Genomic DNA, 22,635 nt, shown 5'->3' on the forward strand with positions numbered 1-22,635 from the left:
GAAGACGATGTACCGTTACGACGAATTTGACCATGCCTTTGTTACCGAGCGCGTCGAGCAGTTTCGCGATCAGGTCGAGCGCCGCCTTTCCGGCGAGCTCGCCGAGGACGCGTTCAAGCCGCTGCGCCTGATGAACGGCGTCTACCTGCAACTCCACGCCTACATGCTGCGCATTGCCATTCCGTATGGCACGCTGAGCTCGCGCCAGCTGCGCATGCTCGCCCATATCGCCCGCACCTATGACCGCGGCTACGGCCACTTCACCACGCGCCAGAACCTGCAGTTCAACTGGCCGAAACTGTCCGATATTCCCGATGCGCTCGCCGACCTTGCCAGCGTCGAGATGCATGCGCTGCAAACCTCGGGCAACTGCATCAGAAACGTCACGGCCGATCACTTCGCTGGTGCTGCCGCCGATGAGATCGCCGATCCGCGTCCTTACGCCGAAATCCTGCGCCAGTGGTCGTCGGTTCACCCGGAATTCTCCTTCCTGCCGCGCAAGTTCAAGATCGCCGTCACCGGTGCCGAGCGCGACCGCGCCGCAATCCAGGTTCATGATATCGGCCTGCACGTGAAGAAGAACGACAAGGGCGAGATCGGCTTTGCCGTCTATGTCGGCGGCGGCCAGGGCCGTACGCCGATGATCGCCAAGCTGATCCGCGACTTCCTGCCCGAGGAAGACCTGCTCTCTTACACCACTGCCATCGTGCGCGTGTACAATCTGCACGGCCGCCGCGACAACAAATACAAGGCCCGCATCAAGATCCTCGTGCACGAAACCGGCACCGAGGAGCTGACGCGCCAAGTGGAAGCCGAATTCGCCGCGCTGAAGGATAGCGAGCTCAAGCTGCCGGAAAAGGACGTCCAGTCGATATCAGCCTATTTCGCGCCACCTGATCTGCCCGAGCGCGCCGAAGGCTGGGAAAATCTTGCCCGCTGGAAGAAGGCCGATTCCGGTTTCTCCCGCTGGGTCCAGCAGAACGTGCAGCCGCACAAGAACCCCGATTACGGCATGGTGACGATCTCGCTGAAGCCGATCGGCGGCATTCCGGGCGATGCCTCCGACGCGCAGATGGATGCGATCGCCGATCTGGCCGAGGAATATGCCTTCGACGAAATCCGCGTCAGCCATGAGCAGAACCTGATCCTGCCGCATGTGGCGCTTGCCGATCTCGAAGCCGTCTATCGCGGCCTCGTCGCCATCAATCTGGCGGAAGCCAATGCCGGCCTGATCACCGATATCATTGCCTGTCCGGGGCTGGACTACTGCGCGCTCGCCAATGCGCGCTCCATTCCGCTGGCGCAGGAAATCTCCCGCCGCTTCGGCAATGCCGAACGCCAGGCGGAGATCGGTGAGCTGAAGATCAAGATCTCCGGCTGCATCAATGCCTGCGGCCATCACCATGTCGGCCATATCGGCCTGCTCGGTGTGGAGAAGAAGGGCGCCGAACTCTACCAGATCACGCTCGGCGGCTCCGGCGACGAACATACCTCGATCGGCGAGATCATCGGCCGCGGCTTCGAGCCGGACCGGGTGACCGACGCGATCGAGACGATCGTCGACACCTATCTCGGCCTGCGCCTCGATCAGTCCGAGAACTTCCTCGCCGCCTATCGCCGTGTCGGACCGCAGCCGTTCAAGACTGCGCTCTACGGCTCGGCCGCCGAAGCGGCATAAGGAGGGGATGATGACGAAGATCTGGAGAGAAACCGGTTTTGTCGAAAACGATCCCTGGGTGATCGAGACCGACGAGGTGAAGGCGACCGAGGAGCAGAAGCCGCTGCTCGGTCTCGACGAACTGATCGCCAAGGCCGATGAAAGCAACGATGTCGGCCTCGGCGTGCTGATCAAGCCGGCCGACGATGTCCGCCGGCTGGAGCCCTATCTCGATCGCCTCGAAATCGTTGCCGTCGCCTTTCCGGCGTTCAACGACGGCCGCGCCTTCAGCCATGCCTCGCTGCTGCGCCAGCGCCTCGGCTACACCAATGAGCTACGCGCCGTCGGCGACGTGCTGATCGATCAGGTGCCGCTGATGCTGCGCGTCGGCATCGACAGCTTTTCCGTCACCAACGCCACGGCGCTGAAGCGGCTGGGCGAAAACCGTCTTCCCGCCATTCCCCATCATTATCAGCCGGCGGTGCGTGACGCCGAAGCCGGCAAGGGCTATAGTTGGCGCCGTCAGGCGAAGCCGGCCGCATAAGCGACCGGTCCGCCGTTGCAGTGCATGTCGCGCAAAAGTGTGCAGCGGTTTTGCGATAACGACATGCTTTAGAATGGCGGAATGATAGCATGAAGACATTCGAAGTGGCGGTGATCGGTGGCGGTCTCGCCGGCATGATCGCCGCAATCGCGCTGGCGCGCGGCGGTCGCAGCGTGGCGCTGGTGGCACCCGTTGCCCCCAAAGAGGACCGGCGCACCACGGCGCTGATGGATCAGTCGATCCGTTTCCTCGATCGCCTGGCGCTCTGGGAAAAGCTCCGCCCCGCAGCCGCTCCTCTCACCAGCATGCGTATCGTCGACGGTACCGATCGGCTGTTGCGCGCGCCGACGACCACCTTCCGCGCGGCCGAGGTCGGTCTCGATGCCTTCGGCTACAATTTCCCGAACAAGGCGCTGACCGGCATTCTCGAAGAGGCCGCCGCCGGCGAGGGCAATATCACCCGTTTCACCGATATGGCCGAATCGATCGAAATATCAGCCGTTTCAGTCTCGATCACGCTGACCGGCGGCGAGACGCTGTCGGCCGATTTTGCCGTCGGCGCCGATGGCCGCAGCTCGAAGCTGCGCGAGACCTCAGGCATTACGGTGCGCAACTGGTCCTATCCGCAATCGGCCATGGTGCTGAATTTCGCCCATTCGCTGCCGCACCAGAATATCTCGACCGAATTCCACACCAAACACGGCCCCTTCACCCAGGTGCCGCTGCCGGGAAGCCGCTCCAGCCTCGTCTGGGTGCAGGATCCCGCGCAAGCCGCGAGCCGCATGGAATTGCCGCTTGCCGAACTCGGCGCCCTCGTCGAGGCGCGCATGCAGTCCATGCTCGGCAAGGTTGATGTCGAGGGGGGCGTCCAGGTCTGGCCGCTCTCCGGCATGATGGCGCATCGTTTCGGCAAGGGACGCATCGCGCTGATCGGCGAGGCCGCCCATGTCTTCCCGCCGATCGGGGCACAGGGGCTAAACCTCAGCCTGCGCGATATCATGGCGCTTGCCGATATCCTCTGCGAGAGAGCGGAATTGCCGGTGCCGGCCGATGCCGGTGAAAGCTTCGACCGCAGGCGCCGCGCCGACATCATGACGCGCACGGCAAGCGTCGATCTTCTCAACCGCTCGCTGCTTTCGGATTTCCTGCCCGTCCAGATGCTCCGCGCCGCCGGCCTGCATATCCTCTCGGCCATACCGCCGCTGCGCAACATCGTCATGCGTGAGGGCATCGAGCCGGGCCGCGGCTTCCGCGATATTCCGGATGCGCTAAGGGAAAAGCTGAAGCGGAAGAAGGCCTGATCGGATCACGATCAGCCAGAGCGAAACAGTCACCACCGATAGCACCGTCGTGATCAGGATCGTCGCCGAGGCGCGCTCCTGCCAGGCGCCATATTGCTGGCCGATGACGAAGACGTTGGTCGCCGTCGGCAGGCAGGCAAGCAGCACAGCGGCCTGGATCCAGACCGGCTCGAAACCACCAACCGCCGTGAGCGCAATGAAAACCGCGATCGGATGCAGGACCAGCTTCGCCGGCACGATATAGGAGATCTCGGCCGGGATTCGTTTCAGCGGCCGGAGCGCCAGCGTCACGCCCATGGCAAAGAGCGCGCAGGGCGCCGCCGCCTGGGCGAGATAATCGACCAAGCGCTGAAACGCCGGCGGCTGGTCGATGTGCAAAGCGGCCACCACAAAGCCCAGCGCCGTCGACAGTATGAAGGGATGCAGCGCGACCTTCCGGACGATATCAGCGACAAGCTGGCCTGTTGAACGCTTGTCGTCGCCGGCTGCCGCCATCAGCGCCGGCGCGACGATGAAATGCAGTGCGTTCTCGAAGCAGATGATCAGCGCCACCGGCACGGCTGCGCCTTCGCCGAGCGCCAAGAGTGCCAGGCCAGGCCCCATATAGCCGATATTGCCATAGGCGCCGGCAAAGGACTGGATGGTGCAATCGGCAAGCGAATTGCCGCGCACGAGACGGCCGATGACGAAAAGCAGGATGAAGACGGCATAGGTCGCCGCGATATCGGTGACAATGAAATCGACGCGCGTCAGTTCTTCGATCGGTGTGCGCGAGACGAGCTTGAAGAACAGAGCGGGCAGGGCGGCATAGATGATGAAGGTGTTCAGCCAGCCGAGCGCTTCGGCCGGCTGCTTGGTCGCCTTGGCGGCGATGTAACCGATCAGGATCAGGCCGAAGAACGGCAAAAGCAGGCTGACAATATCGGCCAAGAGGTCTTCCAGTACGCGGGGATGGTCGGCGGGTCAGGATCTGACTTAAGCAATTCCAGCGAAAGTGTGTAGCGGTTTTGCGTTCGGAATTGCGCAGAAACAAGAGCAATTCCAGCGAAACTGTGTAGCGGTCTTGCGTCCGGAATTGCGTAAAAACAAATCGATAGAGCGTGGACTCGTTGAGTACACGCTCTACCGCCAATCGAACACGCGATCAGTAATCCCAGAAGGCCGCTACCCAGCGAAAGGCGTCGCCGTCGACCGCCACCCGGCCGACGGAGGGGAACGGCAGGTGAGTGGCCACCAGCTGCTCGCCGGTCTCCGCCAGTTCCCGCAGAAGACGGACCCGAACGCGCGCCGCCTCCTCGGGGTCGTGTTCGAAGCCGTTGTACCAGTCGGGGTGTTCGAACCCGACCGCGAACACGGCGTCGCCGGCAAACATCAGCCTGTCGCCGCCGGACGCCACGCGGATCACGCTGTGCCCGGGGGTGTGGCCGCCGGTGCGATGGACGACCACGCCCGGCGCCACCTCGTACTCGTCATCGAACAGCCTGAAATGGCTGCGATACTCCTTCGCGAACCGCTTGGCGGTCGCCCGAAGCGCGTCCGGGAACCCCGGCGGCATGGAGACCCGGGAGAAATCCGGCGCCTCCCAGAACTTGACCTCGGCGGCCGCCACGTGGACCCGCAGGTCCGGCCGCAGCTGGTCCTTCACCCCGTCGACGAGCAGCCCGCCAATATGGTCCATGTGCATGTGGGTCAGCACCACGTCGGTCACCGACGCAAGATCGATGCCGGCGGCTTCCAATCGCTTGATCAACTGCCCGGCCCGCGGCAGGTGCAAGTCAGGGTCGATCCCCAGCCCGGCATCGAGGAGTATGGTCTGGTCGCCGCTGCGCACCACGACCACGTTCAGCGCCCAGTCGAAAGCTTCCGCTGGCAGGAACATGTCTTTCAGCCAGGTCGCTCGGACGGACGGATCGATGTTGTGGCCCAGCATCGCGGTAGGGAGCGGTAGCACTCCATCGCTGACCACCAGCACCTCAATCTCGCCGACCCGCACCGCGTAGCGCGACGGAACCAGTTCGTCGAGCCGAGGTCTGCCGGTGTGTGCGGTGTTTTCCCGGCTCGTCTTTGTCTCAAGGTTCATGTCCGTCTCCTTCTGACCGCCGCCTTAAACACGGCATCGACGACGCTACATCGAGGCGTATTTGCGATCGATTGGGTCGAGGGATAAGGGCGGGTGGGGCCGAGGGACAGGGCAAGCCATACCAGGGCATAGGTGCAGGCCTGGCTTTTTACTGCCGGCGGCGTGCTGATGAGCGCGGAGTGGATCAGATCAGCGAACGTGGCAAACCTGCTGCTTAGCCTGGAAAATCGGCAACCCGTGGCCTAGCCGATCTGCATCAGGATCGGAAAGGTCTGCTGGAACCAGATCGCCACGTTGCTGACCCAACCGAACAGGAAGGCGAGGCCGGTAAGCACGAGGAAGAGACCCATCACCTTTTCCACCGTGCCGAGATGGCGGCGGAAGCGCGAGAGGAAGCGCATGAAGGCGCCGGAAAAGCCGGCGGCGATCCAGAAAGGAATGGCAAGGCCGAGCGAATAGATGGCGAGCAGCCCGGCGCCGGAGCCGACCGTTTCACGCGAGGCGGCAACGCCGAGAATGGCGCCAAGCACCGGGCCGATGCAGGGCGTCCAGCCGAAGGCGAAGGCAAGGCCCATGATATAGGCGCCCGTCAGCGTCGCCGGCTTGCCGCTGCCCTGGAAGCGCGCCTCGCGGGCAAGCACCCCGATTCGAAAGAGGCCGAGAAAGTTCAGCCCCATGACGATGATGATCAGCCCGCCGATCTTCGACAGGAGGTCGAGATGCTGGCGAAGCGCCATGCCGATGCTGGAGGCGCCGGCGCCGAGCGCCACGAAGACGGTGGCAAAGCCGAGCGTGAAGAAGAGTGCCGAGAAGAACACGCCGCGTCTGACGTCGGGCGTCACCACAACCGCACCGCCGCCGCGGAACTGCTCGACTGAAATGCCGGCCATATAGCAGAGATAAGGCGGGACGAGGGGAAGCACGCAAGGCGACAGAAAGGAAAGCGCCCCGGCAATCAACGCGCTCCACAGGGAAATATCGGCAATCGACACGCATTCTCTCCGGCTGCAATCTGCGTGATGTTCCTAGCTTTGCAGGCCAGCGATTGCCAATCACCTTTTTGCGCGCGCAAGACAAGACGCCTTTGCACGCAAGACATTTGTCTTTGCGCCCGCAAGGCAAGCTGCCTTTGCCCGCAAGGCAAGATGCCTTTGCCCGCAAGAAATGTGCCGACCGCCGGAAAAAGGCAAATTTTTCGGTTGACCGCAATGGGTCGCCTGCCTATGTTCCGCCCACTTCCAGCCGGGGTGGTCACACCCGCGGAGAGGGAGAGCGTAGCTCAGCTGGTAGAGCAACTGACTTTTAATCAGTAGGTCTCGGGTTCGAACCCCGACGCTCTCACCATAAAAATTCAACGAATTCAACATGGTAGAGACTGTAATCGACGGCAACGAATGCCGCCGATTACGACATTTTCCGGCACATGACGCGGTTTTACGGCACTAGGCGTTCGGCGATGTCGGCCATCTGAAAAAGGACATCATCGCCTACCTTCACCAAATCGGGCGGGTGGAGGAGATATGCCGCGCCGATCGACAGCGCAACGTCATAGAGTATGAATAGGGGTGAATACAAAAGCCCCGCCAACATGGCGAGGCTCTCATTCTGCTGATCTGACGGGCCGTTCTTAGAACTTCACGCCGACCCCGAACTTGAGTTCGTGCTGATCGAGGTCAACATCGACACCAAGGATGTCTTTCTCGCCGAAGTCATTGAACCGGTACTCACCACGGGCAAAGATGTTGTTGGTGATAGCAAAATCGACGCCACCCCCGACGGTGTAGCCGTTGAACGTCTCCGTTTCCTTATCGAACCCTGGCACGTCGACGTAACCGCGCGTGGCGGTCCAGCCAGCTGCTCCATAAATCAGAGCTTTGTCAAAGGCGTAACCAACACGGCCGCGAACAGCACCGGACCAATCCGTTCCAATGTCCGCTCCGAGCGCGTCCTTTTCATTCCAGTTGTGTTCCAGATTGCCTTCAATGCCGACAACAACGTTGTCAAACTGGAAGTTGTAACCTGCAAATCCGCCGAAGACGCCGCCGTTAAAATCCTCAGAAGCGCTGGCACCGCCGACGCTGAAATCACCGTTCAGCCATCCCGCTCCGCCATCGATACCGAAATACGGCCCCGACCACGTGAAAACAGGCGCCGCTGCAACTGGAGCAGCCGGGATGTCCTGAACGGCATCAGCCGCGAGCGCGGTGGTAGTGAAAAGTGCGAGGAAAGTGGTGGCAATAGTTAACTTCATTTTCGTACCCCATGGCATTACATTGCAACCAAAGGATACACCATCAGCTCAACAAAAAGCTGTAGCAATAAGAGCACACTCGCCGGATACTGCGTATAGTACAAGTTGTCCTGTCGCCGAGAAGGCGGGCCCAAGCCCGCCCCGCCGCGTCAGTTATTCGGCATTGCCTTCGTGACCGACAGTTGCACGTTCGTTGCGTTCAGCGCGCCGCCTGAGTCGGGCCTCAGAACAGTGGGCACTTCGATGGAAGAATGTTGATCTGCAACTGAGTAGGGTGACTGTGGACTCACGGGTCGACGCGTCGCATTGAAACCACAAAAAGTGCGGCCGGAAAGCGATCAGTGCGGATCGGAAAAACGTTACTGTCGGCGCTCATCGCAGGGAAATCAAAGTCTCACCACGCCGGCGCCGAGGACTTCGTATTTCCCGATGGTCGCGGGAATTTTACTCGCCACACTAACATGACGAAGCGCTTCTGGAATCCGCTTGTCACCGCGGTATCGATAGAACCCATTGGGTGGCACGCCCTACGGCATTTCGCGGTGAGCACTTGGATAGTAGCAGGATTGCAGCCGAAGGCGGTTCAGACACTTGCCGGTCACGCGTCTTATGCCATCACTATGAATCGGTACGGTCACCTCTTCCCATCGGACGAGCACCAAGAGGCATTTGACAAGATCGCGGAGGCCTTGGCCTGATTGGCACATGGACGGCACATGGTGCGCTACAGGCACTGCAAACTAACGGTTTATGGTCTGACTTTTAATCAGTAGGTCTCGGGTTCGAACCCCGACGCTCTCACCATTTCTAGTTTTAAATGTAGCTGCCGCGATCTCAGATCAGCAGTCGCAGTAACGCACCCTCATCCTTCACCCCATGCTGGTACGAATGGATAACCCGCTGAGCCAGATCTTCGCGCTCGGTGTCTGTCGTGATTTGTCGCACCGAGATGACGTGGTCAAAAACTCTCTGGCAGAGGGCGACTTCTTCGTCGCCCAACACGGTTTGTGCGTCGGCTATCTGGGATCGGATCATGATCGCCCTCGCTTCCTCGGATCGATAGGAGGATGGAACATCTGCTTTTTAAGCGCATGAAGGGAGACACAAGGTCGTGAGGTCTCACCCCCATGGTCGGGATAGGTCTTTGTCCCGCCTGGCAACTAATTCTCGTTCGGCCCGCTCCACACATAGGCAGAAGCGGGCTTTCTCTGGGCATTCCAGATCACTTCGTACCCTATCTTTTCAAGCGAGAGTAAAGTGCCAAGCCTTTCGTCATCGGACAGGCTTCGCAGAGAAACGTTAAGTGCGTCCAGGCCCCCTAAATTGTAGAGGTTAACGAATACATCGAGTGCCATTGTTCTTCTCCCCGTGGGACAGTATAACACAAGAGCAGGGGAATATTTGCTTCATACATAAATAAATATTTTATACATCTATTCGTTCTTCACGAATTATTTATGCTTTTCTTCATTCGGGTGTGGATATTTGACATGGGCAGCGCTTCGCGTCTTTGCCGCAGGAATTGAGCTTCGCGGAAATCCGCTGAGGCACAGGAACCAACTTCCACTGCGGTCCGTTTTCTTCTCATCAACACAGAGGAGAAATCGACCATGGATTGGAATCGGATCGAAGGAAACTGGAAGCAGGCGAAGGGCAAGATCAAGGAGCAGTGGGGCAAACTCACTGACGATGATCTTGACCAGATCGCCGGCAAGCGCGACCAGCTGGAAGGCAAGATCCAGGAGCGTTATGGCATCGAAAAGGACCGTATCAGACGCGACATCGATGACTGGACCGGTCGCCAGACTTGGTAGTGCCTGAACAAAAACCCGGTGAAAGCCGGGTTTTTGCCGAAGGGGCTAAGGCGCCAAGACCTGTCGGATGTCAGGAGTATCCACCAAAAGCCAATAGAAGTGCGCCGATCGCGATAAGGGCCAGCGCCGGCCAGTTTTGGGATATCCCGAGGAACCTGAGGCCTTGGCGCCGTGGCTCCAGCGTGGTGCCGCCTTGCGGCATTTGATGCGGATCACTCGGTCTTCGACCAAGCGCCGAGGTAAAGAGAAAAAGAAGTCCGCCGATGATGAGAGCGGCTCCGGTCAGGATTGCCCACATGGTGACCTCCATAGCAAGCGGGGTGTGGGGTAAACCAGATCGGGACCGGATCGTTCCGTGAATGGCTGCTCCCTTGAACAACCTCCGAGTCGGAACCAAAAGCGCTCGCATTGAATTGACCGCTGAGCAATCTTGGAGATCCTGATGGACAAGACACCGAAGACGGCTATCCGCGGAATGATGCTGTACGTCCTCGCTCTTCTCGTCTTGGGGGTGCTAGCGGGGGCCGCCTACACAATCTATGGCCATCCCGCCGATCCGTCTGAGCGACCAGCGGCTGAGACGATTCCGCAAAAAGCTCCAGCTCCGCAGTGAGATAGGTCGCCAAGCAATTGATTGATCCCTTCGAGAGAATCGACCCCGGACGGCGCCTGCCACATCCAGCGCCCACCCGGTCAGGTCGTATTGAAAAGCCTGAGCTCCACAGCAAGAGATCCGCAAGTGGCAGCGAACAGGGCTTTGGAGAGCAAGCCTGAAATCCTGTCGCAAGTCCTTCCAACCAGTATGGAGCTTATATTTAGAGGGAGAACAACCTGCGACAGAGAAAATCGGCATCTGCGCAGGGCTGATTGGATCGGAGAGATGCAAAGAGCCAGGTCTGTCTGGACCCTGAGAGATCGCATTGGAACAGCCGGAACATGGGAGTTTGCGGATGAGGGAACATGCAGTCGTGGTTGCCGGGGCAGGGCCGACGGGACTGATGCTGGCAGGCGAACTGGCCCTGGCAGGCGTCGACGTCGCCATCGTCGAACGCCGCCCTGACCAGAAGCTTGCCGGTACGCGTGCCGGCGGTCTGAGTGCACGCACGCTCGAGGTTCTCGATCAGCGGGGCATCGTCGACCGGTTCCTCGCGGAAGGGCAGATAGCCCAGGTCACGGGTTTCGCGGTCACGCGTCTGGATATCAGCGATTTTCCGACCAGGCACAATTATGGGCTGGCGCTGCGGCAGAAGCATATCGAGCGCATTCTGGCCGGCTGGGTCGGGGAACTGGCGGTGCCGATCTATCGCAGCCTTGAGGTAACGGGTTTCGCGCAGGACGATACCGGCGTCACCATTGAACTCTCGGATGGTTCCCAGCTCAGGGCAGGCTATCTCGTCGGTTGCGATGGAGGCCGCAGTCTGGTTCGCAAGGCTGCCGGCATTGCGTTTGAAGGATGGGATCCGACGACCAGCAACGTTCTCGCCGAGGTGGAGATGGAAGAGGAGCCGCCATTGGGCATCCATCGCACCGCCCTTGGTATCTATGCCTTCGGCAGAGAGGAGTACCAAATCCACGACGGCAAGATCGTCTTTGCCAAGGAAGGTCCGATCGGCGTGATGGTGCCGGAGAAGAATGCCGGCGCGACAACCGAGCCGACGCTCGGCGATCTCAAAGAAGCGCTCATCGCCGCATTCGGAACGGATTACGGACTCCATCGCGTCAACTGGATTTCCAGGTTCACCGACATGTCCAGGCAGGCAACGGCCTACCGCAAGGGCCGGGTACTCCTCGCTGGCGATGCCGCCCATGTGCATTCACCGGTCGGCGGGCAGGGCCTCAACACGGGCGTGCAGGATGCCGTCAATCTCGGTTGGAAATTGGCCCAGGTGGTGAAAGGCACGTCGCCTGAAACCTTGCTCGACACTTATCACGCCGAGCGGCATCCGGTTGCGGCCCGCGTATTGCGCACGACGATGGCGCAGGTCGCATTGCAGCGCACCGACGATCGCAACGAAGCCTTGCGTGACATCGTAACGGAGCTGCTTGGCATGGAGGAGCCGCGCAAACGCATCGCGGCCGAGATGTCCGGACTTGGTATCCATTACGATCTCGGCGACGGGCATCCGCTGCTCGGCCGCCGCATGCCTGACCTCGACCTGCTCACATCAGATGGTCCTGTGCGCGTCTTTACGCTGCTGCAAGATGCGCGGCCGGTGCTCTTGAACCTCGGCACGCCCGGCAGCATCGGCCTCCCGGGGTGGTCGGACCGCATGAGGTTGGTCGACGCCGGATATGACGGTGCATGGGAGCTGCCTGCGCTGGGTGCGGTCTCCGCGCCAGCCGCATTGTTGATCCGGCCCGATGGATATGTGGCGTGGGTGGGCGACGGGACGCAGGATGGACTACAGGAGGCTGTGAACACCTGGTTCGGACCATCCGGCTAAAAGCCGAAAAAACTCTAACCTAAGCGGCGAGCGAGATCGAACCGCAGTCCGATATCATCTCCGGATCCGGCATCGGTTTGCCGCGGCGTTCCCACGTCCGGCGGCTGATGCCGAAAGCCTCCCAGGGGCGCACTTGGCTGAAAGAATTGGCGAGATAGTCGGCTCTGGAAAGCGCGCCGGCGGCACGGCGTTGCTCCTCTTTTCGCGCTCGGTCGCGCTGCCGCCGCTTTTCCTTCTGCAGTTTTGCTCTTTTCCGCTTCGGCACGTCGAAGGCACCGATGGTGCGAATATCGAGGGCGCTCCGTTCCGCGTAGCTTAAGTGCAGAGCGTGGCCGATCGCATCGGCGGACAAGGGAGAAAAGCGCAGCTTTGTCCGCTCGTAGATGACTTCCTCTATGTCGGCTTTCCCAGCCCATGGCAGCCATCGCGTCGCCCAGCCGAGAACCACATCGACGAACTCTTCCTTGAATTCGACAAGGGCGAGGCTGGCGATCACCTCGACATAGATCAATGCGTCATCGGCTTCGGGCACGATGTTTCCATGGCGATGCCGGATCAATTTCTCGATCTCGCGCATCCGGCCGCGGAAGTGGTTCCAACGGCTGGCCCGCATGCGGCGCTGGACGGCCTTGTAACCCAGCAGGCAGTCGCCGACCTTGATGGCCGCAACATCCCGCGTCAGGCCATCCGGCCGATCCGCTTTTACAGCCGGCTTCTCCGATTGCGTCGCTTCATCTGCGCTAACAAGGCAAGCCATCGATCTTCCCTTACGATCTGCCTTGAGAGGCCGAAACGACTGATTGTAAAGGAAGACCGAGGGGGTGATCATCCACTTTTCGCGCTGATCACACGTCAATCGGCGGATTTTCGAAGAAACGGCGGCAGTCTCTATTAGACCCTGACGCTTTCAGTCGGCGGGACGTCGCTCGACGTACAGATATCGGCCGCAACCCGGCCAAGCGGCCAAGAAGGACAAAGCGCTCTTAATCCTTATAGATCCACCGGCGCGGAGGATTCATCGTCCATCCGATCGCCGGGAAGGGAAGACGTGGTTGGGTCACGACATTTCCATCAGCATGCGTCTGCAATCAGCGGAAGCCGAAGAAACTCAAAATCGCGAGCACGATAACGACAGCGCCGACAAGCCAGATCAAATTGTTCATGGGGAACCGTTCTCCTGTTTAGCATCGGGCCAACTGTGGCCCGATCACATAACGGTGAAGCAGGGTTAGGAGTTCCCGACCGGTCCCATTGCTGTCGCCTGCCACCTCCGGCGCAAAACCAATTCCGGCTCTATGCCTTCAATAACTGCACGAGCGGGCATTGCTGGGTCTGAACCCATCCGCGCATGCCGGGTTTGTTGAGCTATCCCGCTGATATTGAAAATCCTGGTGATCCTGCCTTGCCGGCGATGTGCAGGAAGACGTGATCGCGGACACACCGATCAGCACGCCCGCTACCAATGTAAAAAATCGGCTCATCTGAACGTCTCCTCGCAAGGTTGTCATGGTCGCAATATACCATGCCAACACGAGACTATACGAAACTTCCGGTGCATTTGATCACGCTCGCTTGACCCGCAACATTCGCGCGATTGATCAATCAATCTATATTCGTGATGCGTCGACCCTCGGCCGATGATCAAATACGCTTAAGTCTAATCTGATAGGGTTATTCTGTCGTTATGGAAGTAGTTGCACGGCGTTAATAGCCAAATTGACACGATTTTGACTTGAATAAGTCACGGTTTTTCAGTAAAATTACAGCATAAAAAAGTAATATAAATGGGAGGATACTATGTCGTCAACTCGGTTTGATCCGATTCTGCTTCATCGCCAACATTTCATCGATGAGGTCACGTGCCTCGATGAAATCTTCGATGTTCTGGACGGGTGGCCGGAGGACAAACGGGGTTTGGCATATGATACGCTGTTGAAGGCGTGCAGAGATACGGCCAACGGGCGTTTCCCGCTGAGCGCTGCACGCGAGAATTTCCGGCGTTTCCTGAAAATGTCGGGCGTGTTGGCGAAGGTCGAGGGCGGCCCCAAATTCGAGCGGCTGATGAACGAACATATGGGCAATGCTTAGAGCATGTCGCGCAAGAGTGTGCAGCGGTTTTGCGATAACGACATGCGTAAAAACAAAGAGCTAAAGCGCGAGGAGCGAATCTGAAAGATCGCGACGTGCTTTAGGTCGTCGACGCATAAGCGCGCAGCCATAGTGGATTGAGGTGAGTTGGAGCATTGCGTGGGGGTGGTCTCGCGGCCGTTTGATCACGGCGAAGTTGACGCCCAAAGCGGGGGTGAGCGGGATGCCGCCGAGCATTGGTCAACTGCTCGGCGGCATCCTGTTTTTGAACCCGCTTTCGGCTCGGCTTATGAGCCTATGATTGAGCTGGACGATGGGGCGTTGATCGCAAATTGCGCGGCGAAAGCCCTGGCATAAGCGGGCCGAGATTCCCCGCGCCCGACATAGGCAGCCAGGTTTTGATATTCGTCCAAAATGCCTGACATTCTTAGTCGCAGCAGCACTGAAACCATCAACAGATCACCCGCGCTGAACGCATCGTCGAGCCACTCGGCGCCGCCCAAGTAAGCCGAGAGCCTGTCCAGCCGAGCGCGGACACGGTCCTTGACCAACGGCAAGCGCTCCTCGCTCCAAGGCTTGTCTGCTTCGAATATTCTTGCCGTCGTCAATTCGAGGATCGGCGGCTCGACGGTGTTAAGTGCGGCAAACATCCAGGTGATCGCCCGCGCTCGGGCATCGCGATCCCTGGGCAGCAGGCCCGCATGCTGCTCAGCAAGATGAAAGACGATCGAGCCGGTCTCGAACAGCGAGAGAGAACCTTCCTCATAGGTGGGGATCTGGCCGAAGGGATGGATGGCCAGATGGTCAGGCGTCTTCATCTCCCCGAAGGAAAGAAGGCGAACCTCATAAGGCTGCCCCACTTCTTCGAGCGCCCAGCGAACGCGCGTATCGCGCGCCAGTCCCTTGCCGCCATCGGGCGATCGTTCAAATGCTGTGATCGTGATTGTCATCGCATCGTTTCCTTGCTTGGGCGAATTTCTTTGGCTTCCTATCGTGACGACGCATGAGCCTGCCGGAAGCCGACATCGGCCTTGAACTATTTTGATTGCCGGGTGCAAATCGCCAATGCCGCTTCCGATCAAAGGTCGTGAGCGCGGTGGCCAATTCCGCAAGACCGCAGGTCGTTGGCGCAAAACCGCGGCACAGTTTGCGCGCCATGCTTTGATGATCGCCTATTTCTTGGCCACAAAAACGCCGCAGCAAGCCCTGCCTGGAGCCAACTCGCCATGCGGGTGGCGGATCTCAGCCGATCTTAATTTACGCCGGCATCCGCCCACTCGCATCGGAACACCAGCATGGGCTTCGAAAACCCCTTGAACCGTCGGCGCGTTGCGTGAGCGAAGAGATCGGCGGCGCCGTATTCCCGAAAAATATTCTCCGAGACGAGGATCTGGTCGCTGGAGGCTGCCGCACAGAGACGTGCGGCAAGTTGTACGGTCGTGCCGAACAGGTCGTTGCTGTCCTCGACCGGCTCGCCGCAGTCCAGTCCGATGCGGATATGGATCGGCTCGGTGTTTCCGCCGTTGTAACGCTCGAATTCCCGCTGGATCGCCATGGCGCATTCGACGGCTGCCGTTGTCGCGGCGAAGGCCGCCATGATGCCGTCGCCGGTGTGTTTCACCTCCCGGCCTGAATTCTGGCTGAGGCATCGGCGCACGATAGAGTCATGGGCGCGGACCATTTCGGTCGCAATCCGGTCGCCGAGGCGCGATGTCATCGCTGTCGATCCGACGATATCGGTAAAGAGGATTGCCCGGTGGCCGGGATCCACCTGGGCGGAGGATTGGCCGGGCGCCGACTCAGGGTCATGGATTCGGCCTAGAAAAGCCTCGACTGCTGACAGGGCGACCTCGACGATCTCGCCGGCGACGAAGCCGTGTGCTTCACGATGCACACATTGCGCAGTTTCCGCATCCGGCGCATCCACGAGGCAGAAGACGGTCCCGCGCCGCTGATCGAACCAATAGGTCAGGAACTTGACGCCGTACTTGTCCTGAATGTCGAGATCCATGCGATGTGCCTGAGCAACGTCAGCCGCTGACGTTCCTTCAAGAAAGTGCCGGTCCATGAAGATAGGCATCGCGCGCTCCTCCGAGATCCGCCGCGTGCAGGATAGATCGCATTGTACGATCCGGATGAAACTCCGTCCACCTCTGGCACAATCCATGAATGATTGAAAGTTCTTGCGTCCAGCAATGCATATGAGTTGCTGTAATCCTTATAGAGTATAAAAGGAAAGACTGAGTTTTAATCAGCAGGCGTGGGATGGGAAGCCCGATATTTACCATAATCAGTCGCTTAATGACTGATCGCAGGACTCCACTTCAAGCGCCATGTTCTCGAAAGCACCGGCTGCAGGGGATCTGGAGGCGACGAAGAGGTACGTCTACACTGCGAGCCTCGCCGAAAATCAAGTCTCGTAAGGCCGTGCTTCGGCTGGTGACGCGGCCCGCCGACGGCACGCAAATTGCATCGTACCCATGAGCGCCACCGAAATTGGGAAAAGCTGTAGCAAAGTGAGACAGACGGCACATTTTCGACCGGTTGGCTTGGCCTCAATGGGGCTCGGCCATTATGCCGTTATTAACTCTGTGTGGGACGCCGCGCGCACGCTCTTGCGCGACTGGCCGGTAGATGACGGCGAAGAGTATTTCGAGGCCGTCAAGTCGTGCCTGGATGCGATTATCGGCGATCTCCCACCGGAACATGTGCGGGCGGCCTTCATCAGGGCTGCGCAGGAGGCCGGCATCGCCGTCATAGAAGCGGCGGACTGACTATCGGCCGCGCATCGACGCCAGTCCCGGCTTGCAACACCTACCTCAGCCAGATCGTTCCGGCGCTTGACTTTTCCTGCCAAAGTTCTAATTTAGAACAAAACAGGAACATTGGAGATGATCATGACGCATACGGAACAGGTGATCGCCAACGCCCTTGCGCTTGTCGAGGCGTCCCGCGCAGCCCGCGAGCGAGATCAACAGCGACGTGCCGCCTGGCAGAGAAAGGTCGAACTCAGCCGGCCGCTGCCGCCATTGCCGCGTCCGGTTCAATTGCCGTTGGCGCTGAACTGATGCGGCCGGCAAGGATCTTGGAACCCGGTCAGGCACGCCCAGAACAAGCTGGGGCCGATCAAGCCTGGCCCGATCAAACCTGGCCCGATCAGGCCTGGGAAGTCGAAGCGGTGCTTGCCTGGCATGACGACAATGCCAAGGCGGCGATACGCTCGCTGCTCGATGACTGCAAACATCTCCGCCAGCAACTGGCGCTGGCGGAAAGCGTGATGAGCCGCGGGATGGCCCGCGGCTGGGCGCCGCGATACGAGCGGGACGCCCTCTGAAAGGACAACGAAAGCGCGCTACTCGTGGTGGCGATTGGCTACGGCGCCCGTCTTTCAGACTCGCCAACAGCGCCGTGGCGCTTTGAGTTGCCGCTTATGCAGTAAGGCCGACATTTGCGAGATAGGCTTCCAGCGCCCCGGCGTGAGCGGAGGCAATGATGGCGCCGACATAGCCATCCGGACGCACGAGCACCCAGTCGCCCGATGCCAGACCGTAGGCATCATGGAAGTGCCCGCCTTCGTCGATGACGTCTCCGCGCCGGCCGATCCTGTGGATGTGCAGGCCTGGGCGCGGCGGCATGGCGGCTTGCTCGACTTCATAGCCCAGCAGCGTCCAGTGCGCGCCCTTGAACAGTTCGAACAGCCGCGTCGTCTGGCCGCCCACAGCTCTGAGCGGTGCATCGGGGGCACGGTCGCCGGCAAGCAGGCCGCCGCGTCGTTCCGGCTTTTCCACCGCAAAAGAGGAGGAGGGGTAGCCGATATCGAGTTGATGGACCTCGCGGCCGCGCCGCATCTCGCCTCGCTTCAGGGCGTCGAGAAGATTGGTCGCCAGACCCAGCATGGCGGCGGCGACCGGGCGGCGCTCCTCCTCATAGCTGTCGAGCAGCGCGTCTGGGGCGCCTGCCGCAGCCGCCGCCAGTTTCCATCCGAGATTATAGGCGTCCTGAACGCTGGTATTCAGACCCTGTCCGCCGGTCGGCGGATGCGTATGGGCGGCATCGCCGACCAGGAACACGCGGCCGAGCCGGTAGCGATCGGCAAGCCGGGCGTTCATGTGGAAGGCCGACGCCCAGGAGACCGATTGGACCTCGATGTCGTCGCGGCCGGTGCGCTCCTTGACCAGGGCGGTCAAGCCTGCCGCGGAGAGGTCGACCTCGCCTTCGAGCGGGATGGGTCCCTGGATCTGGAACAGGTCCGTCCCCGCCAGCGGGCAAATCGCGATCTGTCGCTGCATGTCGCCATCGCCGAAGCGATGCCAGACGTCGCGATCCAATCCCGTCAGAATGACATCGGCGACGATGGCGCGCACCCCGAGCGTCTTGCCGGGAAAACCGATATCCAGCGCATGGCGCACGAAGCTGCGGCCGCCATCGGCGCCGACGAGCCAGCGCACGCGGATGGCTTCTTCACCGGATATGCCCTTAAGCCGCGCAGTCACGCCCGTCTCGTCCTGTTCGAAGCCGATGAGTTCACTAGCGAATTCCGGCCGGTGCCCTAGTTCGAGCAGGCGCTCGCGCATCACCCCTTCGGTCAGGAACTCCGGCACCATCAGGGGAAGATGATAGGGCTCGGCCGGTGTCGGCTCCCCACCCACCACGGCGTCGGATTCGCTGAGGCTGCCGTCGTCGCGATATTCCCGCTGCCGGGGATAGATGCCGCCTCGGGCGACGATCCGGTCGAGAATGCCGAGATCTTCGAACACCTCCTGGCTTCGCGGCTGAATACCCTTGCCGCGGGAGCCGCGGAATGGGTCGTTCAATTTTTCGATCAGGCGGAAGGACACGCCCCGCCGCGCCAGCTCGATCGCCAGCGTCAGGCCGGCCGCACCGGCGCCTGATATCAGCACGTCGACTGTGGAATTTTCTGTCATTGATCTCTCCATATGTGTATTATGCACATAATAGGGGAATCGGCATGACGTCAACAAAGAATGTGCAAAATACACATATCAGCGAAAAACTGCGCGAACTGCATGGAGCTTTGATCGAGATCGTCAGCGTCATGAACCGCCCGCAGCGCGACGAGCAGATGGTCCGCGAGGCGGGCATTTCGCTCGATCGCGCCCTGTTTCCGCTGCTCGTCACGATAGAGCGGCTCGGTCCCATCGGAGTGGTCGAACTCGCCGACCGCGCCGGCCGCGACTACACCACCGTCAGCCGTCAGGTCGCCAAGCTCGAAAGCCTCGATCTGGTGGAGCGCCGCGGAAATGCCGCCGATCGCCGCGTGCGCGAGGCGGTCATCAGCCCAAAGGGCAAGGCAATGACCGATCGCATCGACGTCGCCCGCGAGCGGATGGGCCGCGCCATCTTCGAGAGCTGGGAGGAACATGACTTCAATGAACTCGTGCGGCTGATGCGGAAGTTTGCGGAGGATATCAGCGGCGATATCGGCAATGGCGCGGGAGAAACTGAGGGCGAGGGCGGACCGCACGCGGATTAGAGCCTTTCCTGGTCAGATTGCAGCATTCTGTTGGCTCAAACGGAGTCGGATGATCGACCGGCCGGCGCGCGTCGTAGCTAGGCTCTACGGCCAAGCCGGCCGGTCGAGCAGCCGGCCCGTTTCAGCCAACCTTCCCGCAGATTTGCCTGGCAAATCTGCAAGACTTAGAATCGCCGGACGCAGCTATTGCTTCGCATGGCGAAGCAGTGCGGCCGGTGGGCCGGGCATCTTTGCGCCAGGATCAGAGGCGATCGGCTCGGACGTACCTTGGGGTATGCCCTTCGCCAATCGCCTCTGCCCTGACGAAAACCTGCTCCGGCAGAATGCTGCAATCTGACCAGGAAAGGCTCTAACCTCTGAATCACTCGGGAATGTGGCGGGTGAATTCACCGCAGCCATTGCGCCGGCGCGTCTGCGATGATTTTGTAGCGTCCTGCAATCGCAACGCTTTCCGGTGATTCCCAATGTTCGATATTCTGTGGCGCGGCCTGGTGATCGGCGCCGGCGCAACCATCCTCATGGACCTCTGGGCGATCCTGCTCACCCAGTTCGGTCAGGCGGCGCCCAACTGGGCACCTGTGGGACGCTGGTTCTGGCATCTCGGCCGCGGCAAGGTCTTTCACGACAGCATCGCCGACGCTGAGCCCTATGCCCATGAGTTGGCGCTCGGCTGGATCAGCCACTACGCCGTCGGCCTTCTTTATGGGGTGATCTTTGCCATCATCATGGGCTCAGCCTGGCTGGCGGACCCGACATTTCTTCCCGCCTGGATCTTCGGCATCGTCACCGTCGGGGCAGGGTGGTTCCTGCTGCAGCCAGGCCTCGGCATCGGCTGGGCCGCCTCCAAACACCCGACCCCGAACAAGGTCCGGTGCTTCAACCTTCTCGCCCACACTGTTTTTGCCCTGGGGCTTTATGGCACGGCGTTGATTATTGGCTGATCCTGGGGGCGGTCGGCTTCGCTCATGAGATCGCCGCCTGCCCCTCATCCGGCTGCCGCCACCTTCTCCCCGCAGGCGGGGAGAAGGGGACATGTTGCGACCTCTCCGTTCCCCACTGGCCTCTCGCAGGGCACGTCCCCTCGCCCCGTTTACGGGGAGAGGGTTAGGGTGAGGGGCAGCCATCCGCACGAACTGGATTGAGTTAGGGTGAGGGGCCGCGTCCCGGGTCCAAATCGGACAACCTCACCGCGCCGCCCAGTTGGCGCCGCGGCGGAAGATGGTCTTCATTTGGGGAACGTCGAACTCCTTGGCCTGATGGCCGAGCGAGGAATAGAAGACGCGGCCCTTGCCGTATTTCCGCTTCCAGACGACAGGCATGACGACGCCGTCGATCCAGTAGGCGTGCTCGCCGGTGAACTTCGTCGTCGCCAGAACCTCGTTCGAGGGGTCGACATGCATGTAATATTGCTCTGACGTATAGGGGAAATCGGCAATGCCCTCCATGAGGGGATCGTCAGGCCGGGTAATGTTGACGGTATAGTCGATGATGTTGCCGGGGTGAGCCACCCACTGGCCACCGATGATGAACTGGTAATCGACGGAGTCGCGGAAGGCATCGCCCGCGCCGCCGTGATAGCCGGCAATGCCGACGCCGCTTTCGATCGCCGTGGCGAGGTTCTTGACTTCCTCCTTTTCGATCTTCGACATCGTCATGATCGGCACAACGAGGCTAAGATCATGGACGGAAGGGTCGGCAAGCGCCTCGGTGCCGTGCTCGAGATAGACCTTGAAGCCGTCTTCCTCGAGCATGGTCTTGATGATTTCGGCGCACTCCTGCGGCTCATGCCCGCTCCAGCCGCCCCAGACGATCAGTGCTTCACGCATAGTCTTTCCTCCTGAAACTTATTTCGCCAGCCGTCCGTCGACGATGGAATCGGACAAGGGGGCAGGGCGCTCCGTTGCCGTGGTGATCGTGACCGTTCGGCCGGTCGCGGCAGCGGTGTGGAACGCTTCCATGACTTCGAGCACATGCAGCGCCAGATCGCCATTGGCGCGATGCGGCCGGTTGGAGCGGATCGCATGCGCCATGTCGGCGACGCCGAGCGAGCGGTAGTTGCCGTCGGCATAGGGTGCTGTGATCGGCTGGTCCTCGAACGCACCGCCCTTCTTCAGATATTCCACAGGGCCGGCGAACTTGTTCGGATCGGGCACAACAAGCGTGCCCTCGGTTCCGTAGATTTCCAGCGGCACATGCTTGTGGCCGGCGACATCGAAGCTCATGGCGATCTGGACGACGGCGCCATTGGCAAAGGCCATCATGCCGGTGACATGGGTCGGCACCTGCACGGGAATACGCTGGCCGTTGCGCGGTTCGCTGGTGATCAGCCGTTCCGATCGCGGCGTCGTCGCAAAACCCGCCACCTGGGAAACCGGTCCGAGAAGATTGACGAGATCGGTGATGTAATAGGGACCCATATCGAGCATCGGCCCGCCGCCGACTTCGTAAAAGAAGGCCGGGTTCGGATGCCAGCGCTCATGGCCCGGGCACATGAAGGTTGCCGAGCCGCCGACCGGCTGGCCGATGACGCCCTGGTCGATCAGGCTGCGGGCCGTCTGGTGGCCGCCGCCGAGGAACGTGTCGGGGGCAGCGCCGATGCGAAGATTTCTCGCTTTGGCGGCTTCCGCCAATTTTTTCCCTTCCGCGAAATTAATCCCGAGCGGCTTTTCCGAATAGGTATGCTTGCCGGCCTCAAGCGCTTGCAACGCCACGGCAACATGGGCCTTCGGGATTGTCAGATTGACGATGATCTCGACCTTGGGATCGGCGAAAAGCTCCTCGACCGATTTGACCGGAACGTTGAATTCCGCAGCCTTTGCTTCGGCCAGCTCACGATTGAGATCGGCGACGCCGCGGATGTCGAGAATGGGAAAGGATGCCATCGCCGTGAGATAGGCGCCCGAAATATTGCCGCATCCGATGATGCCGATACCGACCTTGTCCATGAATTCCTCCATTGATC

The 22,635-nt window shown here is 60.5% G+C and carries 26 protein-coding genes and 1 tRNA gene; 14 read left to right on the forward strand and 13 right to left on the reverse strand.

The window, feature by feature from the left end; genetic code table 11:
- The first annotated feature begins 7 nt into the window (after positions 1-7).
- The 3 genes from U5G49_RS09230 to U5G49_RS09240 all read left to right on the forward strand — a co-directional run bounded on the left by U5G49_RS09230 (position 8) and on the right by U5G49_RS09240 (position 3,502).
- Positions 8-1,678: a nitrite/sulfite reductase gene (locus U5G49_RS09230; RefSeq protein WP_047621729.1), complete on the forward strand. Its 1,671-nt coding sequence runs from the start codon at positions 8-10 to the stop codon at positions 1,676-1,678.
- 10 nt (positions 1,679-1,688) lie between these two features.
- Positions 1,689-2,201 carry a DUF934 domain-containing protein gene (locus tag U5G49_RS09235; protein ID WP_028731978.1) on the forward strand — a complete coding sequence of 171 codons (513 nt, stop codon included), beginning with the start codon at positions 1,689-1,691 and terminating at the stop codon, positions 2,199-2,201.
- An 89-nt stretch (positions 2,202-2,290) separates the two neighbouring features.
- Entirely contained in the window at positions 2,291-3,502 is a 1,212-nt protein-coding gene (locus U5G49_RS09240; protein WP_193442141.1) for a UbiH/UbiF family hydroxylase, read from the forward strand.
- Here U5G49_RS09240 and U5G49_RS09245 read toward each other — a convergent pair.
- The 3 genes from U5G49_RS09245 to U5G49_RS09255 all read right to left on the reverse strand — a co-directional run bounded on the left by U5G49_RS09245 (position 3,470) and on the right by U5G49_RS09255 (position 6,574).
- Positions 3,470-4,432: an AEC family transporter gene (locus U5G49_RS09245; RefSeq protein ID WP_193442143.1), complete on the reverse strand. Its 963-nt coding sequence runs from the start codon at positions 4,430-4,432 to the stop codon at positions 3,470-3,472. The two genes, U5G49_RS09240 and U5G49_RS09245, sit on opposite strands and share 33 nt — an antisense overlap.
- 214 nt (positions 4,433-4,646) lie before the next feature.
- Complete coding sequence (locus tag U5G49_RS09250) at positions 4,647-5,582, reverse strand: MBL fold metallo-hydrolase (protein WP_193442145.1); 936 nt, start codon at positions 5,580-5,582, stop codon at positions 4,647-4,649.
- A 242-nt stretch (positions 5,583-5,824) separates the two neighbouring features.
- The gene (locus U5G49_RS09255; protein WP_193442147.1) at positions 5,825-6,574 is read right to left on the reverse strand and encodes a cytochrome c biogenesis CcdA family protein; all 750 of its coding nucleotides are present in this window, start codon (positions 6,572-6,574) and stop codon (positions 5,825-5,827) included.
- Between the two features lie 276 nt (positions 6,575-6,850).
- On the opposite strand from U5G49_RS09255, the gene U5G49_RS09260 reads away from it, so the two are divergent.
- Positions 6,851-6,926: transfer RNA gene (locus tag U5G49_RS09260), tRNA-Lys, on the forward strand.
- 283 nt (positions 6,927-7,209) lie between these two features.
- Here the strand turns inward: U5G49_RS09260 and U5G49_RS09265 are convergent.
- On the reverse strand, positions 7,210-7,833 hold the full coding sequence (locus tag U5G49_RS09265) for an outer membrane protein (protein ID WP_018445435.1): 624 nt from the start codon (positions 7,831-7,833) through the stop codon (positions 7,210-7,212).
- Between the two features lie 341 nt (positions 7,834-8,174).
- Between U5G49_RS09265 and U5G49_RS37110 the strand changes: the two genes are divergently transcribed.
- On the forward strand, positions 8,175-8,531 hold the full coding sequence (locus U5G49_RS37110; RefSeq protein ID WP_193442149.1) for a tyrosine-type recombinase/integrase: 357 nt from the start codon (positions 8,175-8,177) through the stop codon (positions 8,529-8,531).
- Between the two features lie 136 nt (positions 8,532-8,667).
- On the opposite strand, the gene U5G49_RS09270 is transcribed toward U5G49_RS37110, so the two are convergent.
- Together U5G49_RS09270 and U5G49_RS09275 are read right to left on the reverse strand one after the other, a co-directional pair.
- A complete protein-coding gene (locus U5G49_RS09270; RefSeq protein ID WP_018241933.1) occupies positions 8,668-8,868 on the reverse strand; it encodes a hypothetical protein in 201 nt (66 codons plus the stop codon).
- A gap of 125 nt (positions 8,869-8,993) precedes the next feature.
- The gene (locus tag U5G49_RS09275) at positions 8,994-9,188 is read right to left on the reverse strand and encodes a hypothetical protein (protein ID WP_018241934.1); all 195 of its coding nucleotides are present in this window, start codon (positions 9,186-9,188) and stop codon (positions 8,994-8,996) included.
- Between the two features lie 255 nt (positions 9,189-9,443).
- Here U5G49_RS09275 and U5G49_RS09280 point away from each other — a divergent pair, with 255 nt between their 5' ends.
- On the forward strand, positions 9,444-9,647 hold the full coding sequence (locus tag U5G49_RS09280; protein WP_018241935.1) for a CsbD family protein: 204 nt from the start codon (positions 9,444-9,446) through the stop codon (positions 9,645-9,647).
- Between the two features lie 70 nt (positions 9,648-9,717).
- Here U5G49_RS09280 and U5G49_RS09285 read toward each other — a convergent pair whose 3' ends face one another.
- Complete coding sequence (locus U5G49_RS09285) at positions 9,718-9,945, reverse strand: hypothetical protein (protein ID WP_113542259.1); 228 nt, start codon at positions 9,943-9,945, stop codon at positions 9,718-9,720.
- Between the two features lie 144 nt (positions 9,946-10,089).
- Here U5G49_RS09285 and U5G49_RS09290 point away from each other — a divergent pair, with 144 nt between their 5' ends.
- Positions 10,090-10,260 carry a hypothetical protein gene (locus U5G49_RS09290; protein ID WP_012757375.1) on the forward strand — a complete coding sequence of 57 codons (171 nt, stop codon included), beginning with the start codon at positions 10,090-10,092 and terminating at the stop codon, positions 10,258-10,260.
- Positions 10,261-10,597: 337 nt separating this feature from the next.
- Positions 10,598-12,091 carry an FAD-dependent monooxygenase gene (locus U5G49_RS09295; protein WP_193442151.1) on the forward strand — a complete coding sequence of 498 codons (1,494 nt, stop codon included), beginning with the start codon at positions 10,598-10,600 and terminating at the stop codon, positions 12,089-12,091.
- Positions 12,092-12,110: 19 nt separating this feature from the next.
- Here U5G49_RS09295 and U5G49_RS09300 read toward each other — a convergent pair whose 3' ends face one another.
- Positions 12,111-12,848: a hypothetical protein gene (locus tag U5G49_RS09300; RefSeq protein WP_193442154.1), complete on the reverse strand. Its 738-nt coding sequence runs from the start codon at positions 12,846-12,848 to the stop codon at positions 12,111-12,113.
- A gap of 1,040 nt (positions 12,849-13,888) precedes the next feature.
- On the opposite strand from U5G49_RS09300, the gene U5G49_RS09305 reads away from it, so the two are divergent.
- On the forward strand, positions 13,889-14,179 hold the full coding sequence (locus tag U5G49_RS09305) for a DUF982 domain-containing protein (protein WP_018241940.1): 291 nt from the start codon (positions 13,889-13,891) through the stop codon (positions 14,177-14,179).
- A 287-nt stretch (positions 14,180-14,466) separates the two neighbouring features.
- On the opposite strand, the gene U5G49_RS09310 is transcribed toward U5G49_RS09305, so the two are convergent.
- Together U5G49_RS09310 and U5G49_RS09315 are read right to left on the reverse strand one after the other, a co-directional pair.
- A complete protein-coding gene (locus tag U5G49_RS09310; protein WP_193442461.1) occupies positions 14,467-15,129 on the reverse strand; it encodes a glutathione S-transferase family protein in 663 nt (220 codons plus the stop codon).
- A 302-nt stretch (positions 15,130-15,431) separates the two neighbouring features.
- Complete coding sequence (locus U5G49_RS09315) at positions 15,432-16,259, reverse strand: nickel-binding protein (protein WP_028731966.1); 828 nt, start codon at positions 16,257-16,259, stop codon at positions 15,432-15,434.
- 436 nt (positions 16,260-16,695) lie between these two features.
- Between U5G49_RS09315 and U5G49_RS09320 the strand changes: the two genes are divergently transcribed.
- From U5G49_RS09320 to U5G49_RS09330, 3 genes are all read left to right on the forward strand, one after another.
- Positions 16,696-16,953 (forward strand): DUF982 domain-containing protein, encoded by a 258-nt coding sequence (locus U5G49_RS09320; protein WP_011651896.1) that lies wholly within the window; start codon positions 16,696-16,698, stop codon positions 16,951-16,953.
- A gap of 123 nt (positions 16,954-17,076) precedes the next feature.
- On the forward strand, positions 17,077-17,247 hold the full coding sequence (locus tag U5G49_RS09325; RefSeq protein WP_162039352.1) for a hypothetical protein: 171 nt from the start codon (positions 17,077-17,079) through the stop codon (positions 17,245-17,247).
- Complete coding sequence (locus U5G49_RS09330; protein ID WP_018445427.1) at positions 17,247-17,513, forward strand: hypothetical protein; 267 nt, start codon at positions 17,247-17,249, stop codon at positions 17,511-17,513. Before U5G49_RS09325 ends, U5G49_RS09330 begins: the two co-directional genes overlap by 1 nt.
- A 94-nt stretch (positions 17,514-17,607) precedes the next feature.
- Here U5G49_RS09330 and U5G49_RS09335 read toward each other — a convergent pair whose 3' ends face one another.
- Positions 17,608-19,104: an FAD-dependent oxidoreductase gene (locus tag U5G49_RS09335; protein ID WP_193442156.1), complete on the reverse strand. Its 1,497-nt coding sequence runs from the start codon at positions 19,102-19,104 to the stop codon at positions 17,608-17,610.
- Between the two features lie 44 nt (positions 19,105-19,148).
- Between U5G49_RS09335 and U5G49_RS09340 the strand changes: the two genes are divergently transcribed.
- Both U5G49_RS09340 and U5G49_RS09345 read left to right on the forward strand, forming a co-directional pair.
- Positions 19,149-19,673: a MarR family winged helix-turn-helix transcriptional regulator gene (locus tag U5G49_RS09340; protein WP_028731964.1), complete on the forward strand. Its 525-nt coding sequence runs from the start codon at positions 19,149-19,151 to the stop codon at positions 19,671-19,673.
- Between the two features lie 464 nt (positions 19,674-20,137).
- Entirely contained in the window at positions 20,138-20,614 is a 477-nt protein-coding gene (locus U5G49_RS09345) for a DUF2938 domain-containing protein (protein WP_115157571.1), read from the forward strand.
- A 243-nt stretch (positions 20,615-20,857) separates the two neighbouring features.
- Here the strand turns inward: U5G49_RS09345 and U5G49_RS09350 are convergent, their stop codons facing one another.
- Both U5G49_RS09350 and U5G49_RS09355 read right to left on the reverse strand, forming a co-directional pair.
- Positions 20,858-21,499: a ThuA domain-containing protein gene (locus tag U5G49_RS09350; protein WP_003539493.1), complete on the reverse strand. Its 642-nt coding sequence runs from the start codon at positions 21,497-21,499 to the stop codon at positions 20,858-20,860.
- Positions 21,500-21,517: 18 nt separating this feature from the next.
- Positions 21,518-22,618, reverse strand: coding sequence for a Gfo/Idh/MocA family protein (locus U5G49_RS09355; protein ID WP_193442158.1), 1,101 nt, complete (start codon positions 22,616-22,618; stop codon positions 21,518-21,520).
- Between the last annotated feature and the right edge of the window lie 17 nt (positions 22,619-22,635).

This window comes from Rhizobium indigoferae (genome assembly GCF_034554815.1).
In the GTDB taxonomy this organism is placed as follows: Bacteria; Pseudomonadota; Alphaproteobacteria; order Rhizobiales; family Rhizobiaceae; genus Rhizobium; species Rhizobium leguminosarum.

Excerpts from the sequence above, each read along its gene's own strand:
- U5G49_RS09230 (WP_047621729.1), top strand. The coding sequence starts at position 8 with ATGTACCGTTACGACGAATTTGACCATGCCTTTGTTACCGAGCGCGTC.
- U5G49_RS09235 (WP_028731978.1), top strand. The coding sequence starts at position 1,689 with ATGACGAAGATCTGGAGAGAAACCGGTTTTGTCGAAAACGATCCCTGG.
- U5G49_RS09240 (WP_193442141.1), top strand. The coding sequence starts at position 2,291 with ATGAAGACATTCGAAGTGGCGGTGATCGGTGGCGGTCTCGCCGGCATG.
- U5G49_RS09250 (WP_193442145.1), bottom strand. The coding sequence starts at position 5,582 with ATGAACCTTGAGACAAAGACGAGCCGGGAAAACACCGCACACACCGGC.
- U5G49_RS09265 (WP_018445435.1), bottom strand. The coding sequence starts at position 7,833 with ATGAAGTTAACTATTGCCACCACTTTCCTCGCACTTTTCACTACCACC.
- U5G49_RS09270 (WP_018241933.1), bottom strand. The coding sequence starts at position 8,868 with ATGATCCGATCCCAGATAGCCGACGCACAAACCGTGTTGGGCGACGAA.
- U5G49_RS09275 (WP_018241934.1), bottom strand. The coding sequence starts at position 9,188 with ATGGCACTCGATGTATTCGTTAACCTCTACAATTTAGGGGGCCTGGAC.
- U5G49_RS09280 (WP_018241935.1), top strand. The coding sequence starts at position 9,444 with ATGGATTGGAATCGGATCGAAGGAAACTGGAAGCAGGCGAAGGGCAAG.
- U5G49_RS09285 (WP_113542259.1), bottom strand. The coding sequence starts at position 9,945 with ATGTGGGCAATCCTGACCGGAGCCGCTCTCATCATCGGCGGACTTCTT.
- U5G49_RS09290 (WP_012757375.1), top strand. The coding sequence starts at position 10,090 with ATGGACAAGACACCGAAGACGGCTATCCGCGGAATGATGCTGTACGTC.
- U5G49_RS09295 (WP_193442151.1), top strand. The coding sequence starts at position 10,598 with ATGAGGGAACATGCAGTCGTGGTTGCCGGGGCAGGGCCGACGGGACTG.
- U5G49_RS09300 (WP_193442154.1), bottom strand. The coding sequence starts at position 12,848 with ATGGCTTGCCTTGTTAGCGCAGATGAAGCGACGCAATCGGAGAAGCCG.
- U5G49_RS09305 (WP_018241940.1), top strand. The coding sequence starts at position 13,889 with ATGTCGTCAACTCGGTTTGATCCGATTCTGCTTCATCGCCAACATTTC.
- U5G49_RS09310 (WP_193442461.1), bottom strand. The coding sequence starts at position 15,129 with ATGACAATCACGATCACAGCATTTGAACGATCGCCCGATGGCGGCAAG.
- U5G49_RS09315 (WP_028731966.1), bottom strand. The coding sequence starts at position 16,259 with ATGCCTATCTTCATGGACCGGCACTTTCTTGAAGGAACGTCAGCGGCT.
- U5G49_RS09325 (WP_162039352.1), top strand. The coding sequence starts at position 17,077 with ATGACGCATACGGAACAGGTGATCGCCAACGCCCTTGCGCTTGTCGAG.
- U5G49_RS09330 (WP_018445427.1), top strand. The coding sequence starts at position 17,247 with ATGCGGCCGGCAAGGATCTTGGAACCCGGTCAGGCACGCCCAGAACAA.
- U5G49_RS09335 (WP_193442156.1), bottom strand. The coding sequence starts at position 19,104 with ATGACAGAAAATTCCACAGTCGACGTGCTGATATCAGGCGCCGGTGCG.
- U5G49_RS09340 (WP_028731964.1), top strand. The coding sequence starts at position 19,149 with ATGACGTCAACAAAGAATGTGCAAAATACACATATCAGCGAAAAACTG.
- U5G49_RS09345 (WP_115157571.1), top strand. The coding sequence starts at position 20,138 with ATGTTCGATATTCTGTGGCGCGGCCTGGTGATCGGCGCCGGCGCAACC.
- U5G49_RS09350 (WP_003539493.1), bottom strand. The coding sequence starts at position 21,499 with ATGCGTGAAGCACTGATCGTCTGGGGCGGCTGGAGCGGGCATGAGCCG.
- U5G49_RS09355 (WP_193442158.1), bottom strand. The coding sequence starts at position 22,618 with ATGGACAAGGTCGGTATCGGCATCATCGGATGCGGCAATATTTCGGGC.